Origin of the sequence: Streptomyces sp. CA2R106 (genome assembly GCF_037034245.1) — a bacterium.
Taxonomy (GTDB): domain Bacteria; phylum Actinomycetota; class Actinomycetes; order Streptomycetales; family Streptomycetaceae; genus Actinacidiphila.
The window spans coordinates 11997-28358 of record NZ_JBAGKC010000009.1; the positions used below are offsets into that span (position 1 = coordinate 11997).

Annotated in this window: 9 protein-coding genes; 4 read left to right on the forward strand and 5 right to left on the reverse strand. The window is 71.1% G+C overall.

The window, feature by feature from the left end:
* Window positions 1-107 precede the first annotated feature (107 nt).
* The gene (secA, locus tag WA788_RS15475) at window positions 108-2915 is read left to right on the forward strand and encodes a preprotein translocase subunit SecA (protein ID WP_335977644.1); all 2808 of its coding nucleotides are present in this window, start codon (window positions 108-110) and stop codon (window positions 2913-2915) included.
* Window positions 2916-3031: 116 nt separating this feature from the next.
* Here secA and WA788_RS15480 read toward each other — a convergent pair whose 3' ends face one another.
* Window positions 3032-3610, reverse strand: coding sequence for an Rv3235 family protein (locus WA788_RS15480; protein ID WP_335977647.1), 579 nt, complete (start codon window positions 3608-3610; stop codon window positions 3032-3034).
* Between the two features lie 153 nt (window positions 3611-3763).
* Here WA788_RS15480 and WA788_RS15485 point away from each other — a divergent pair, with 153 nt between their 5' ends.
* From WA788_RS15485 to WA788_RS15495, 3 genes are all read left to right on the forward strand, one after another.
* On the forward strand, window positions 3764-4270 hold the full coding sequence (locus WA788_RS15485; RefSeq protein ID WP_335977650.1) for a DUF6912 family protein: 507 nt from the start codon (window positions 3764-3766) through the stop codon (window positions 4268-4270).
* Window positions 4271-4335: 65 nt separating this feature from the next.
* Window positions 4336-4989, forward strand: a complete 654-nt coding sequence (locus tag WA788_RS15490; protein ID WP_335977654.1) for an HAD family hydrolase — start codon at window positions 4336-4338, stop codon at window positions 4987-4989.
* A 266-nt stretch (window positions 4990-5255) separates the two neighbouring features.
* Entirely contained in the window at window positions 5256-10226 is a 4971-nt protein-coding gene (locus WA788_RS15495; RefSeq protein ID WP_335977657.1) for an NAD-glutamate dehydrogenase, read from the forward strand.
* Window positions 10227-10335: 109 nt separating this feature from the next.
* Here WA788_RS15495 and WA788_RS15500 read toward each other — a convergent pair whose 3' ends face one another.
* The 4 genes from WA788_RS15500 to WA788_RS15515 all read right to left on the reverse strand — a co-directional run bounded on the left by WA788_RS15500 (window position 10336) and on the right by WA788_RS15515 (window position 16232).
* Complete coding sequence (locus WA788_RS15500; RefSeq protein WP_335977659.1) at window positions 10336-12228, reverse strand: serine/threonine-protein kinase; 1893 nt, start codon at window positions 12226-12228, stop codon at window positions 10336-10338.
* 207 nt (window positions 12229-12435) lie between these two features.
* Complete coding sequence (locus WA788_RS15505; protein ID WP_335977661.1) at window positions 12436-13431, reverse strand: carbohydrate ABC transporter permease; 996 nt, start codon at window positions 13429-13431, stop codon at window positions 12436-12438.
* Entirely contained in the window at window positions 13428-14708 is a 1281-nt protein-coding gene (locus WA788_RS15510; RefSeq protein ID WP_335977664.1) for a carbohydrate ABC transporter permease, read from the reverse strand. Before WA788_RS15510 ends, WA788_RS15505 begins: the two co-directional genes overlap by 4 nt.
* Before the next feature lie 177 nt (window positions 14709-14885).
* Window positions 14886-16232, reverse strand: coding sequence for an ABC transporter substrate-binding protein (locus tag WA788_RS15515; RefSeq protein WP_435131781.1), 1347 nt, complete (start codon window positions 16230-16232; stop codon window positions 14886-14888).
* Window positions 16233-16362 lie beyond the last annotated feature (130 nt).

A 16362-nucleotide genomic window follows, 5' to 3' on the forward strand; every position in this document is an offset into this window, starting at 1 on the left:
TGTCCTCGCTTACGATGGCCGTTGCAGCAGGGCCAGGCAGACCAGGACCCGCGCTGTGCCCCGCGCGGGAATTCGCGCCCGGCCCGACCGGCAAGGAGTCAGCCTACGTGTCCGTCATCAGCAAGATCATGCGTGCAGGTGAAGGCAAGATCCTGCGCAAGCTGCACCGCATCGCGGACCAGGTCAATTCCATCGAAGAGGACTTCGTCGAGCTCACCGACGCCGAGTTGCGGGCACTGACCGACGAATTCAAGCAGCGCCACGAGGACGGGGAGTCGCTGGACGACCTGATGCCCGAGGCGTTCGCCGCGGTGCGGGAGGCGGCCAAGCGCGTACTCGGCCAGCGCCACTACGACGTGCAGATCATGGGCGGCGCGGCCCTGCACCTCGGTTACGTCGCCGAGATGCGCACCGGTGAGGGCAAGACCCTGGTGGGCACCCTGCCCGCGTACCTCAACGCGATCTCCGGCAAGGGCGTCCACCTGATCACGGTCAACGACTACCTGGCCGAGCGCGACTCGGAGTGGATGGGCCGGGTGCACAAGTTCCTCGGCCTGAACGTGGGCTGCATCCTGGCGAACATGACGCCGGCGGAGCGCCGCGAGCAGTACAGCTGCGACATCACCTACGGCACCAACAACGAGTTCGGCTTCGACTACCTGCGCGACAACATGGCCTGGTCGAAGGAGGAACTGGTCCAGCGCGGCCACAACTTCGCGATCGTCGACGAGGTCGACTCGATCCTGGTGGACGAGGCCCGTACCCCGCTGATCATCTCCGGCCCGGCCGACCAGGCCACGAAGTGGTACAGCGACTTCGCCCGGCTGGTGCGCAGGCTCAACCGCGGCGAGGCCGGCAGCCTCGGCAAGGAGGAGACCGGCGACTACGACGTGGACGAGAAGAAGCGCACCGTCGCCATCCACGAGTCCGGGGTCGGCAAGGTCGAGGACTGGCTGGGCATCGACAACCTCTACGAGTCGGTGAACACCCCGCTCGTCGGCTACCTGAACAACGCCATCAAGGCCAAGGAGCTCTACAAGAACGACAAGGACTACGTCGTCATCGACGGCGAGGTCATGATCGTCGACGAGCACACCGGCCGTATCCTCGCCGGCCGCCGCTACAACGAGGGCATGCACCAGGCGATCGAGGCGAAGGAAGGGGTGGACATCAAGGACGAGAACCAGACGCTCGCCACGATCACCCTCCAGAACTTCTTCCGCCTGTACGACAAGCTGAGCGGCATGACCGGTACGGCGATGACCGAGGCCGCCGAGTTCCACCAGATCTACAAGCTGGGCGTCGTGCCGATCCCGACCCACCGCCCGGTGCAGCGCGACGACAAGCCGGACCTGATCTACCGCACGGAGGAGGCGAAGTTCGCCGCCGTCGTGGAGGACATCGTCGAGAAGCACGAGAAGGGCCAGCCGGTGCTGGTCGGCACCGTCTCCGTCGAGAAGTCCGAGTACCTGTCCGCGCAGCTGTCCAAGCGCGGCATCCCGCACGAGGTGCTCAACGCCAAGCAGCACGACCGGGAGGCGACGATCGTCGCCCAGGCCGGGCGCAAGGGCGCGGTCACCGTGGCCACCAACATGGCCGGCCGCGGCACTGACATCAAGCTCGGCGGCAACCCCGACGACCTGGCCGAGGCGGAGCTGCGCCAGCGCGGCCTGGACCCGGTCGAGCACGTCGAGGAGTGGGCCGCGGCCCTGCCGGAGGCGCTGGAGCGCGCCGAGGAGGCGGTCAAGGCCGAGTTCGAGGAGGTCAAGGACCTCGGCGGGCTCTATGTGCTGGGCACCGAGCGGCATGAGTCGCGCCGTATCGACAACCAGCTGCGCGGGCGCTCCGGCCGTCAGGGCGACCCGGGCGAGTCCCGGTTCTACCTGTCGCTCGGCGACGACCTGATGCGGCTGTTCAAGGCGCAGATGGTCGAGCGCGTGATGTCGATGGCCAACGTGCCCGACGACGTGCCGATCGAGAACAAGATGGTCACCCGGGCCATCGCGTCCGCCCAGTCGCAGGTCGAGCAGCAGAACTTCGAGATCCGCAAGAACGTCCTGAAGTACGACGAGGTGCTCAACCGCCAGCGCGAGGTGATCTACGGCGAGCGCCGCCGCGTCCTGGAGGGCGAGGACCTGCAGGAGCAGGTCCAGCACTTCATGGACGACACCATCGACGCGTACATCGACGCCGAGACGCGCGAGGGCTTCGCCGAGGACTGGGACCTGGACCGGCTGTGGGGCGCCTTCAAGCAGCTCTACCCGGTGAAGGTCACCGTGGACGAGCTGGAGGAGGCGGCCGGCGACCGTGCGGGCATCACTGCCGAGTTCATCGCCGAGTCCGTCAAGGACGACATCCACGAGCAGTACACCGAGCGGGAGAAGCAGCTCACCGAGGACATCATGCGCGAGCTGGAGCGGCGCGTGGTGCTGTCGGTGCTGGACCGCAAGTGGCGTGAGCACCTCTACGAGATGGACTACCTCCAGGAGGGCATCGGGCTGCGCGCCATGGCGCAGCGCGACCCGCTGGTGGAGTACCAGCGCGAGGGCTTCGACATGTTCACCGCGATGATGGACGGCATCAAGGAGGAGTCCGTCGGCTACCTGTTCAACCTGGAGGTCCAGGTGGAGCAGCAGGTCGAGGAGGTGCCGGTGGCGGACGAGGTGCAGGACGCGCCGCCGTCGCTGGTCAAGCAGCCCGAGATCCGTGCGAAGGGCCTGGAGGCGCCCAAGCGGGCCGACCGGCTGCACTTCTCCGCGCCGTCGGTCGACGGTGAGGGCGGCGTCGTGGAGGGCGAGTTCGAGGAGGCCGCGGTCTCCGGCGGCTCCGCCGGCTCGTCCGGTGACGAGGAGGCGGCCAGCACCCGCGCGGAGCGCCGCAAGGCCGCCAAGGGCGGTCGCCGCCGCAAGAAGTAGGCGGTGGGGCCGCCGCGGGCGGCGTCAGGGCAGCACCGGCTCGGGGCCGGACCGGCAGCAGCGGTCCGGCCCCGAGCCGTTCGCCGGGTGAGGCCCTTGCGGCGCGGCCGCGCCGGTCAGCGCGCGGCCACGTCGGTGCAGCGCCAGCGGGCGCGGCCGTAGCCGGGGCCTGAGTCGGCGGTGCCGGGCTCGAGGCGGAAGGCGATCGCCCGGATCACGTCGTCGTCCAGGGCGACCACCGCGGTCACCTCCAGCGCGCCGTTCGCGGTCGCGAAGACCCGGCAGCGGCACACGTACGGGGTGCGGCCGTGGACCCGCCGCCGCCAGTCCGCGCGTTCGGCGTGCAGCATCCACAGCCGCTGGTAGGCCTCGTCCCTGACCCGGCCCGCCAGGGAGGTCAGCGGGCGGCGGCCGGTGAGGACGTCGAGCAGCCGTCCGGCGAACCACAGGTGCGGTGGCAGAGCGCGGGGTACGTACCTGGGCCGGGTGGCGGGGCGGCGCGGGTCGGTACGGCGCGGGGGTGCGGTGCCCGCGGCGGGCCGGCGGCCCGGGTGCGGTGGCGCGGGGCGTGGTGCGACCGGGTGGGGAGCGGCGTGCGGTGTCGCGCGGGCGTCCTGGCGGGTGACGGCGGGGCGGGCGTGTCCCGGGCGGACGGTGCCGCGGGCGCCGGGGCGGTTCGAGGGTGTGCTGCGCATGGTGGTTCCCCAAAGATCGTTTGCGGTGTCGATGGGGCCGGTTGTAGGCGGCGGGGCCGGTCGCGGGCAAGCAGCCGGGCGGCCGTCCGGGGTGAATCCGGCGGTCGGGCCGGATTCACCTGTGAAGGTGGTGGCGGCCGTATGCTTCACGCCATGCGCGTCTACATTCCCACCACCCTCGCCGGGCTCGCCGAGGCGTACAAGGCGGGCGAGCTGGGCCCGGCGCCGCTGGACGCCTTCGCGGTCACGCCGGGCCTGCGCGAGTGGTACGTCTCCGACGACATCGAGGAACTGGAGTACGCGGCGCTGACCCGTGCCGCCCAGAGTTCCCTGCGGCTGCTGGCCGCGCGGCCCGAACTACCGCGCCGGCGCGTGGTCGTGGCGGTGGACGTGGCCGACGGCGCGGTGCGCCACGACCCCGACCGCGGTCTGGACCCGGCCTCGCTCGGCGAGGTGCGGCTGACCGAGGTGGTGCGGCTCGCCGAGGCCGCGGCGGTGCATGTGGACGCCGACGACGCCGAATCCGACGTGCGGGCCGCGGCCGACGCGGTGGGCGCGGTGGACGCCGGGGACCAGGACGCACAGTTCACCGTCGACGGTGCCGAGGATCACGAGCTGCTGTGGTATGCGACACAGGAGATTCCCCACCTGATCGGCTGACCCCGTGCGGAAGTTGTCCACAGGCCGGAAACGGGCTGTCGCCCTGCGCGAGTAACGTTCGTGCTGTGAACGCGCACCTCGTATGGGACTGGAACGGAACCCTCTTCAACGACATCGAAGCGGTGGTCGGGGCGACCAATGCCTCGTTCGCCGAACTCGGCCTGCCCCTGGTCACCGCCGAGCGGTACCGCGAGCTGTACTGCGTTCCCGTGCCGCGCTTCTACGAACGGCTGCTGGGCCGGCAGCCGTCCGCGGAGGAGTGGGCCGTGATGGACGCGAACTTCGACCGGCACTACCTGCGGCTGGCCGAGCAGTGCAGCCTCGCCGAAGGGGCGGCCGAACTGCTCGCGGCCCGCCACACCTCGGGCCTGACCCAGTCGCTGTGCTCGCTCGCCACCACCCGGCAGCTGCTGCCGTTCGTCACCGCGCACGGCATCGCCGAACGCTTCCAGCGGATCGACGGCCGCAGCGGAGCGTTGAGCGACGGCAAGTCGGCCCAGATGGCCCGGCACCTGGCCGCGCTCGACGGCCTCGACGGCCGCCCCGTGGTGGTCATCGGCGACGCTCTGGACGACGCGGCGGCCGCCGCCCATGTGGGTGCGTTCGCCGTGCTGTACACCGGCGGTTCACACAGTCGTGCGAGCCTGGAGACGGCCGGGGTCCCGGTGGTCGACAGCCTCGCCGAGGCCGTCGCCCACGCCGAGCGAATAACGGGCTGACCTGGGCGGGAACCCGGTTTCTGTCCAATCGGGCCAAAGGTGAGCGGTGCATTTGTACGAAGACGGCGCATGACAGCCACCCCGGCCGGGACGATAGCCTGGCGGGCGTGATCACTGTTGATCCGTGCTCCGGGGGCATGTCGTGCTGACGGGCACGACGAGCCACCTTTCCGGCATAGCGTCGTCCCGTAGCGGAAACCCCGCGTCGCGGTACGTCGTGCCACCAACCGACGTCACGCAATGGCGCGCGACAGGAGTCAGAGGACATGCAGACCAAGCTGGACGAGGCAAAGGCGGCGCTTCTCGAACGGGCGGCTCTGGCAGGTGAGAGCAGCTCGGCCGGAGGACCGCCCGGCCAGGGTCTCGACGCGCAGGCGCTGACCGCGTTTCTCCAGCGCTACTACCTGCACAGCGCGCCGGAGGACCTGATCGACCGCGACCCGGTCGACGTCTACGGCGCCGCGGTGTCGCACCACCGCCTCGCGGAGAACCGCCCGCAGGGCACCGCCAACCTCCGGGTGCACACCCCCACGGTGGAGCAGAACGGCTGGCAGTGCAGCCACACCGTGGTCGAGGTCGTCACCGACGACATGCCGTTCCTGGTGGACTCGGTCACCAACGCGCTGACCCAGGCGAACCGGGCCATCCACGTGGTCGTCCACCCGCAGTTCCACGTCCGGCGCGACGTCGCGGGCAAGCTCATCGAGGTCCTCGGGTACGCCCCGCAGACCGAGGACGAACCGCTGCCGCACGACGTCCTGGTGGAGTCCTGGATCCACGTCGAGATCGACCGGGAGACCGATCGGGACGACATCAAGGAGATCACCGCCGATCTGCGCCGCGTGCTGTCCGACGTGCGCGAGTCCGTCGAGGACTGGACGAAGATGCGGCAGGCGGCGCTGACCATCGCCGACGAACTGGCCGCCGCCCCGCCACCGCTGCCGGAGCAGGAGTCCAGCGAGGCGTGGGAGCTGATGCGCTGGCTCGCCGACGACCACTTCACCTTCCTCGGCTACCGCGAGTACGAACTCACCACCGACACCGGTGACGGCGCCGAGGGCACCGGTGAGGACGTGCTCGTCGCCGTGCCCGGCACGGGCCTGGGCATCCTGCGCTCCGACCCGCAGCACCCGCACGACGACGGCACCCACCCCGGGCACCCGGGCCACCCGGCCTCGCCGTCCTTCAGCCGGCTGCCCGCCGACGCCCGCAAGAAGGCCCGCGAGCACCGGCTGCTGGTCCTCACCAAGGCCAACAGCCGCTCCACGGTGCACCGCCCGTCGTACCTGGACTACATCGGGGTCAAGAAGTTCGACGCCGAGGGCAATGTGATCGGCGAGCGGCGCTTCCTCGGGCTGTTCTCCTCCAGTGCCTACACCGAGTCGGTCCGCCGGGTGCCGGTGGTCCGCCGCAAGGTCCAGGAGGTCCTGGAGAGCTCCGGCTACCAGGCCGGCAGCCACGACGGCCGCGACCTGCTCCAGATCCTGGAGACCTACCCGCGCGACGAGCTGTTCCAGACCGGCGTCGAGGAGCTGCGCTCCACCGTCACCAGCGTGCTGTACCTCCAGGAGCGCCGCAAGCTCCGCCTCTACCTGCGGCAGGACGAGTACGGCCGGTACTACTCCGCGCTGGTCTACCTGCCCCGCGACCGCTACACCACCGCGGTGCGGCTGCGCCTGACCCACATCCTCCAGGAGGAACTGGGCGGCCGCAGCGTCGACTTCACCGCATGGAACACCGAGTCGGTGCTCTCCCGGCTGCACTTCGTGATCCGCGTCGACCCCGGCAACCGGCTCCCCGATCTCGACGAGTCCGACGCCGAGCGGATCGAGAACCGGCTCGCCGCGGCCGCCCGCTCCTGGGCCGACGGCTTTGCCGAGGCGCTCAACGCCGAGTGCGGCGAGGAACGCGCCGCCGAACTCGCCCGGCGCTACGCCGACGCCTTCCCCGACGGCTACCGGGCGGACTTCGCGCCGCGGGCCGCCGTCGCGGACCTCCAGCACATCGAGAGCCTGACCGAGGACGACTTCACCCTCTCGCTGTACGAACCGGTCTCCGCCGCCCCCGAGGAGCGCCGCTTCAAGATCTACCGCACCGGTGCCCCGGTGTCGCTGTCCGCGGTGCTCCCGGTGCTCCAGCGGCTCGGCGTCGAGGTCGTCGACGAGCGCCCCTACGAGCTGCGCCGCGCCGACAACTCCCGGGCCTGGGTCTACGACTTCGGGCTGCGCCTGGACCCCGCGCTCGGCGACCTCGGGGACGACGCGCGCGAGCGGTTCCAGGAGGCGTTCGCCGCGACCTGGACCGACCGGGCCGAGAACGACGGCTTCAACTCGCTGGTGCTGCGCGCCGGGCTGGACTGGCGGCAGGCGATGGTGCTGCGCGCCTACGCGAAGTACCTGCGGCAGGCCGGTTCGACCTTCAGCCAGGACTACATGGAGGACACCCTCCGCACGAACGTCCACACCACCCGGCTGCTGGTCAACCTCTTCCAGGCCCGGCTGTCGCCCGACCACCAGAAGGCCGGCCGGGAGCTGACCGACGGCATCCTGGAGGAGCTGGAGGGCGCCCTCGACCAGGTCGCCAGCCTCGACGAGGACCGCATCCTGCGCTCCTTCCTCACCCTGATCAAGGCCACGCTGCGCACCAACTACTTCCAGCGCGGCTCGGACGGCAAGCCGCACCCCTACCTGTCGATCAAGTTCGACCCGCAGGCGGTGCCCGACCTGCCCGCGCCCCGCCCGGCGTTCGAGATCTGGGTCTACAGCCCCCGGGTGGAGGGCGTGCACCTGCGGTTCGGGAAGGTCGCACGCGGCGGGCTGCGCTGGTCCGACCGCCGTGAGGACTTCCGCACCGAGGTGCTGGGCCTGGTCAAGGCCCAGATGGTGAAGAACACGGTGATCGTGCCGGTGGGCGCGAAGGGCGGTTTCGTCGGCAAGCGGCTGCCGGACCCGGCCGCCGACCGCGACGCGTGGATGGCCGAGGGCATCGCCTCGTACCGGACGTTCATCTCCGGGCTGCTCGACATCACCGACAACCTGGTCGGCGGCGAGGTGGTCCCGCCGCAGGACGTGGTCCGGCACGACGAGGACGACACCTACCTGGTGGTGGCGGCGGACAAGGGCACCGCGTCCTTCTCCGACATCGCCAACGAGGTCGCCGTCTCGTACGGGTTCTGGCTCGGCGACGCCTTCGCGTCGGGCGGCTCGGTCGGCTACGACCACAAGAAGATGGCCATCACCTCCTCCGGCGCCTGGGAGTCGGTGAAGCGGCACTTCCGGGAGACCGGCCACAACACGCAGGAAGAGGACTTCACCGTCGTCGGCATCGGCGACATGTCCGGTGACGTCTTCGGCAACGGCATGCTGCTGTCGGAGCACATCCGGCTGGTGGCCGCCTTCGACCACCGCCACATCTTCCTCGACCCGGACCCGGACGCGGCGACCTCCTACGCCGAGCGGCGCCGGATGTTCGAACTGCCGCGCTCCTCCTGGGCCGACTACGACTCCTCGCTGATCTCGCCCGGCGGCGGCATCTACCCGCGCACCGCCAAGGCGATCCCGGTCAGCGCGGCCGTCCGCGCCGCGCTCGGCATCGCGTCCTCGGCGGCGAAGCTCACCCCGGCCGAGCTGATGAAGGCGATCCTGAAGGCCCCGGTCGACCTGCTGTGGAACGGCGGCATCGGCACATACGTCAAGGCGTCCACCGAGACGCAGGCGGACGTCGGCGACAAGGCCAACGACGCGATCCGGATCGACGGCGCCGACCTGCGCGTGAAGGTCGTCGGCGAGGGCGGCAACCTGGGCTTCACCCAGCTCGGCCGGATCGAGTTCGCCCGGTCCGGCGGCCCCGACGGCAGCGGCGGCCGGATCAACACCGACGCGATCGACAACAGCGCGGGCGTGGACGCCTCCGACCACGAGGTCAACATCAAGGTGCTGCTCAACCGCACCGTCGCCGACGGCGACATGACGGTCAAGCAGCGCAACGCGCTGCTCGCCGAGATGACCCATGACGTCGGCAACCTGGTGCTGCGCAACAACTACGCACAGAACGTCGCGCTGGCCAACAGCATGGCGCAGACCAGCAGCCTGCTCCACGCGCACCAGCGGTTCATGCGGCGCCTGGCACGGGAGGGCCGGCTGGACCGGGCGCTGGAGTTCCTGCCCACCGACCGGCAGATCCGCGAGCGGTCGGCGGCCGGCACCGGCCTCACCCAGCCGGAGATGGCCGTCATCCTCGCCTACGCGAAGATCACGGTGGCCGACGAGCTGATCCACACCGATCTGCCCGACGACCCGTATCTGCGGTCCCTGCTGCACGCGTACTTCCCGGCGGCCCTGCGGGAGCGGTTCGCCCAGCAGATCGACCACCACGCGCTGCACCGCGAGATCGTCACCACCGTGCTGGTCAACGACACGGTGAACACCGGCGGCACCACGTTCCTGCACCGGTTCCGGGAGGAGATCGGCGCGACCACCGAGGAGATCGTGCGGGCGCACACCGCGGCCCGGGCGATCTTCGACCTCAACGCGATCTGGGACGCGGTCGAGGCGCTGGACAACACCGTCGCGGCCGATGTGCAGACCCGGATCAGGCTGCACTCGCGGCGGCTGGTCGAGCGCGGCACCCGCTGGCTGCTCAACAACCGGATGCAGCCGCTCCAGATCGCCGAGACCATCGAGTTCTTCGGGGAGGGCGTCACCGCGGTCTGGTCGAAGCTGCCGCAGCTGCTGTGCGGGGCGGACCGGGAGTGGTACGCCGGGCTGCACGACGAGCTGACGGCCGCCGGGGTGCCGGAGGAACTGGCGACGCGGGTCGCGGGCTTCTCGTCGGCGTTCCCGGCGCTGGACATCGTGGACGTGGCGCGCCGGGCCGGCAAGGAGCCGCTGGACGTCGCCGAGATCTACTTCGACCTCGCCGACCGGTTGGGCATCACCCAACTGCTCAACCGGATCATCCAGTTGCCGCGGGACGACCGCTGGCAGTCGATGGCGCGGGCCGCGATCCGCGAGGACCTGTTCGCGGCGCACGCGGCGCTCACCGCCGACGTGCTCAGCGCGGGCGAGGCCGGCGCCACCCCGGAGGAGCGCTACAAGGCGTGGGAGGAGCGCAACTCCGGCCTGGTCAACCGGGCCAGGACCACGCTGGAGGAGATCCAGGGCTCCGAGGAGTTCGACCTGGCGAGCCTGTCGGTGGCGATGCGGACCTTCCGTACGCTGCTGCGCACCCACCACTGAGCACCGCCCGCACCACTCGCACCGCCAGCACCACCCGCACAGAGCGGTGCTGAGCAAGGGGCGGGCGCCCGCCGCACCGGCGGGCGCCCGCCCCTGAAGGACCGCGGTCTCACCGGCTCGGCATCTTCCACAAGGTGAGCTTGCCGGTGTACACGGGCGTCTTGTAGTAGTTCTCGCTCGGGGTGGTGCCGGTGATCAGCCACATCGCCAGGTGCCCGGAGCTGGTCACGGTGCACAGCCGGTCGCCGGTCCTGATCAGCGGGTCGTCGCCGGCCAGGTCCTGCCCGCCGACCTGGCCCGGCAGCGGGTTGGCCTCGGCGGCTTCCCGGCAGTCGGTGGGGGAGGCGCTGGTGGACTTGCCGGTGGGCGTGTTGAAGGTCAGGTAGTCGTCGCTGTAGCTCAGCTCGACCTGGCTGCTGGGCAGGCTGTCCTTCGGGTCGACCAGCGGGGTGTCGAGGTCGACGTCGGGGCCGGGGTCGATGGAGTTGGGCGGGCGGACGGTCAGTGAGCGGTCCTTGAAGATCACCTGGTAGCTGCCGTCGGCCGCCGCGTCGCCGGTGGTGGCGGTGGCGGTGTCCGTGCCGGTCGGTGCGGCGGTGCTGGGCGTGCCGCCGGTCGACGTGCCGCCGATGGCCGCGGCCGGTGCCGGGGTGCTCTGCTGGGGGCCGGCATCGGAGTGGCCGTCGCCGCTGGTGGAGCGGGTGATGGCGTAGGTGAGGGTGACCGCGAGGACCAGGGCGAGCACGCCGCCGCCGACGACCAGCAGCTTGTGGGTGCCGCCGCCGGGTGTGGGGATCGGCTGGGGCTCGTTCTCGGTAGGCGGTGGGCCGTAACCGGTCGGGAGCGGCCCGGCGGGTGCGCCGGTGGGCGGGGCGAACGCGTTCGGGTGCTGCCCGGGCGGCGGCCCCGCCGGGTATCCGGTGGCCGGCGCGAACCCGGGCGGGTCCGGCATCGTGGGCCCGGCCCCGGACCCGGAACCAGCGATGGAACCGGCCCCGGGGGCGGGTTCGGGCTGGGGCGGCTGCTTCGCGGCGGCCTCCCGCCGTACGATCTCGGCCGCGATCGGCTGCGGCAGCCATCCGGCGAAGTCCCGCAGCGACCGGCCGGCGGCGCGCGTGCACAGCTCGGCCAGTTCCGCGGGGGAGGGGCGCACCGCGGGGTCGGCGGTGAGGCAGCGGGTCAGCACCGGCCGCAGCGCGTCGGGGTAGCCGGACAGGTCGGGCGGTCGTATGGAGGTGTTGGCGATCTTCGTGGCGAGCGTGATGGCGCCCGCCTCGCCGTACGGATGGCGGCCCGTGGCGGCGACGGCGGCGATCAGGCCGAGCGAGAACAGGTCGGTGGCGGGGGTGAGTTCGTGGCCGTTCGCGTGCTCGGGGGACATGTACTGCGGAGTGCCGATCAGCCCGCCGCTGCGGGTGAGCTGCGTGGAGTCCGCGGCCCGGGCGATGCCGAAGTCGATCACCCACGGCCCGCCGGCGGCCAGCAGCACATTGCTGGGCTTGAGGTCGCGGTGGATGATCCCGGCCGCGTGCACGGCGCGCAGCGCCTCCGCGGCGCAGCCGACGAGTTGGAGCACGGTGGGCACCGGCAGCGCGCCGTATCGGGACAGCGCCTCGTCCAGGGGCAGCCCGGGGACGAAGGTGGTGGCCAGCCACGGCTGGTCGCCGGTGGTGTCGTGGTCGACGACCGGCACCACGTGGTAGCCCTGCACCTGGCGGGCGGCCCGCACCTCCTGCTGGAAGCGGCGCCGGAACTCCTCGTCGCGGGCGTACTCGCGGCGGATCAGCTTCAGCGCGACCGGCTGGCCGCCGCGGGTGTGCGAGAGGTAGACGGTGCCCATGCCGCCCTCGCCGATCCGGGCGAGGAGCCGGTAGCCGGCCTGCTCGCGCGGGTCCTGGGGGCCCAGCGGACGCAACTGGCCGCCGTGGTGGGCGTTTTTGCCGCGGTAGCCGGGTCCGTCGCCGTATGTGCGTCCGTCGTCGTGGCCGTCGATGTCGGGCACCCCCCTCGGATAGGTCCAAACGGCCCGATGGTACCCAGGGGGCCCGCCCCGGCACCGGTCCGGTCGTCAACTCGTGTACGGATCAGGGCACTTCGGTGACGCCGGAGGCGGAAAGGGCGGTATGACGGCGCTCGGGCGGCCGGGCGCGGACACGGCGGCGCCCGTCCACCCGCCGTACCGGCCGGGTGAACGGGCGCCGTGGCAGCGCTACTTGACCGCCCCGGCCATCACACCGGAGACGAACTGCCGCTGGAACGCGAAGAACACGATCAGCGGGACCACCATCGACAGGAAGGCGCCGGGGGCCAGGATGTCGATGTTGTCGCTGAACTGCCGGACCTGCTGCTGGAGGGCGACCGTGATCGGCTGCGAGTCGCTGTTGGCGAAGATCAGCGCCACCAGCATGTCGTTCCACACCCACAGGAACTGGAAGATGCCGAGCGACGCGATCGCCGGGCCGCCCAGCGGCATGATCACCCGTACGAACAGCCGCAGTTCGCCGGCGCCGTCCAGCCGCGCCGCCTCCAGCAGCTCGCGGGGGATCTCCGCGAAGAAGTTCCGCAGCAGGAAGATCGCGAACGGCAGCCCGAAGGCGGTGTGGAAGAGCACCACCCCGGAGATGTCGCCGAAGATCCCGATCTTCCCGAACAGCTTCGCCACCGGGACCAGCGCCACCTGCACCGGCACCACGAGCATCGCCACCACGCCGATGAACCACCAGTCCCGGCCGGGGAACTCCATCCACGCGAAGGCGTAGCCGGCCAGCGAGCCGATCACCACGACCAGCACGGTGGCCGGCACGGTGATCAGCACGGTGTTCCACAGCGAGCTGGTGATGGCGTGGTTGTCCAGCAAGGAGCGGTAGTTGGTGACCGTGAGCTGGGTCGGCGAGGTGAAGACCTTCCACCAGCCGCTGGCCGCGATGTCCTGCCGGCTGCGCAGACTGGACAGCAGCAGCCCGACGGTGGGCATCAGCCAGAACAGCGCCACCACCAGCAGCACCAGCCGGAGCAGGCCGCCGCTCGCCCCGGCGGCCAGCCGCGCCCCGATCCCGCGCTGACCGGCCCCCGCGCCAGCACCGGCGCCGGCACTCGTACCGGCCCCCGCACCCTTGTCCGCACCGGCGCCGACCCCCGCGACCGCGCCAGCACCGGCGCCGGCACCGGCACCGGCACCCGCACTCATACCCGCATCCGCGCTCATCGCCGTCCCTCCCTGCGCAGCCGCCGGATGTTGAAGACCATGACCGGCAGCACCAGCAGCAGCAGGATCACGCCGATCGCGCTGCCGACGCCCAGGTCGTTGCCGCCGCCGAAGGACGACAGGTAGAGCTGGAGCGCGAGCACGTTCGCGTTCGACTGGGTGTTGCCCGGCGCGATGATGTACACGAGGTCGAAGATCTTCAGCACGTTGATCATCAGCGTCACCATCACCACCACCAGCACGGGGGCCAGCAGCGGCACGGTGATCCGGCGGAAGACCTGCCACTCGCCCGCGCCGTCCACCCGGGCCTGCTCCAGCAGTTCACGCGGCACCCCGGCAAGTCCCGCCGCGATCAGCACCATGGCGAAGCCGGCCCACATCCACACGTAGGAGCCGATGATCGACGGGGTGACCAGGTCCGGGCCGAGCCAGTTGATGCCGTTGTACTTGCCGGAGAAGTTCGAGGCGGGCAACCGCAGTTGGGCGCCCGCCGCCTTCGCGGGCAGCGCGTAGGTGCCGTCCTTTCCGGAGGTCGCCGAGGCGATCACCCTGCCGTCCCTGACCGCCTGCACCTTCACCCCGGACAGCGCCTTCTCGCCCGGGTCGATGACATCGGGCTTGCCGGTGCCGCCGGGCCGGAAGTCCAGCCACACGGTGCCGGTGACATGGCCGGGCTGCGGCGCCGCCGGCTTGGCCTGCCGCGCCCCGGAGGGCAGTTCGGTCTGCGGGATGCCGACCAGCGGCAGGTCCGCCGACGTGCCGACGCGCGCGGTGGACGTCGAGGTGAACGACCCGCCCGCGGTCGGCTTCAGGTCGCTGTCCGGCCGCGGCCGCGCCCCCGGGTAGGCGGAGTTGCTGGTGAACGTGTCGTGCACGGCCACCACCACCGCGTTCGCCACCCCGCGCGACGGGTCCTGCTCGTAGACCAGCCGGAAGATGATGCCCGCGGCCAGCATCGAGATGGCCATCGGCATGAAGATGACCAGCTTGAACGCGGTGCTCCAGCGCACCCGTTCGGTGAGCACCGCGAAGACCAGGCCCAGCGCGGTCGCCACGGTGGGCGCCACCACCACCCAGATCGCGTTGTTGCGGACCGCGGTGAGGATGCCGTGGTCGGTGAAGACCGTACGGAAGTTCTTCAGCCCGACGAACGAGTCGCCGCTTGCGTCGAAGAGACTGCGGTAGACGGTGTAGCCGATCGGATACGCCACCAGCGCGCCCAGCAGGACGAGCGCGGGCAACAGGAACAGCGCGGCGATCCACGGGCGGGTGCCCACGACGCTGCGGAACCGGCCGGGGCGCCGACCGGAACCGGGCCCCTCGGCCGGCCCGTCGACAGAATTCCCGGGTCCTTGGGCGGAGTCGGGCCCGGCCGGGCGGGGGACGGCACCGAAGCCGCCCCCCGCCCCGACCGGACCGCCCGCCCCTGGCACAGAGGCGTCAGCCATCCGGCCTCAGCTCCCGTACGCCTTGGCCGCGTCCGACTCCAACTTCGCCTGCGCGCCGGCCACATCGGACGGCTTGCTGAGGAAGTCCTGGAGGTCCTTCCACTCGCCCTGGCCCTTGGTGCCGCCGAAGGCCGCCGGAGCCTGGTCCGACATGTCGAACCGGAAGTCGTCACCGGAGGCGATCAGCGCCTGGGCGATGGTGCGCTCGGTCGCGTCCGGGTACGCCGAGAACGGCAGCGCCTTGTTCGGCGAGAGGTAACCGCCGCTGGACGCCCAGATCTTGGCCGCGTCGGTGGACGCCACATAGGTGAGCAGCGCCTGCGCGCCCGCGTTGTCCTTCAGCGCCACGCCGACGTCGCCGCCGCTGACCACCGGCGCCTTGCCGCTGCCGACGGCCGGGAACGGGAACACCTTCGCGTCCGTGCCGACCTTCGCCTTGGTGTTGGCGGTGATGAACGACGCCACGAAGTCGGCCTCGTAGACCATCGCGGCCTTCGGCGGGTTGCTGCTGAACACCTGCGTCACCGACTTCGGGAAGTCGTCGGCGAGCGCGGTGGACGTGCCGCCGGCGACCAGGTCCTTGTTGCCGAAGAGCTGCGCGAGCGTGGTCAGCGCGGTCTTCACCGACGGGTCGGTCCACTTGATCTTGTGCGCGGTCAGCGCGTCGTACTTCGCCGGACCGGCCTGCGAGAGGTAGATGTTCTCGAACCAGTCGGTGAGGGTCCAGCCGTCCGCGCCGCCGATGGACACCGCCGGGGTGCCGGACTCGTAGACGGTCTCGGCGGTCTTCAGGAACTCCGCCCAGGTCTTCGGCACGGTCGCGCCCGCGTTGCTGAAGGCCGACGTGTTGTACCAGATCAGCGACTTGTTGGCGACCTTGGCGTAGACGCCGTACTGCTTGCCCTTCCAAGCGCCCAGGTCCTGCCAGCCCTTGGAGTAGTTCTTGCTCAACTGCGCCTGTGCGCCCGCGCCGAGCGGCTTCAGCCAGCCCTTGTCGGCGAACTGGTGCAGGACGCCGGGCTGGGCGAGGAACGCCACGTCCGGCGGGGCACCGCCCTCGATCTTCGTGCCCAGGAAGGTCGACTGGCTGTCCCCGGTCGGTACGAAGGTGGACTTCGCGCCGGTCAGCTTGTCGAACTGGTCCAGCACCTTCTGGAAGGCCTTCTGCTCCGGACCGGTCCACACCGCCGCGACCTCGAGCTTCTGCCCGTGCAGGTCCGGCAGGTTCAACTCGCTCCCGTCGGACCCGTTGCTCCCCGAAGAGGAGGCCGACGACGTGCTCTTGGAGCTGTCCTTCTTGTCGCTGCCCCCGCCGCAGGCCGCGGTGGTGAGCGCGAGCGCGGACACGGTCACCGCAGCGAGCGCGATGCGCGCGGTCCCCCGCGTTCTCCGTCGTGCGTCGTTGGTGCTTTTGCGCCGTAAGGTACGCATGTCGTCATCCCCTCAGTCCCGTTGGCGACTGTCCTACGCCCGGCGCGACGGC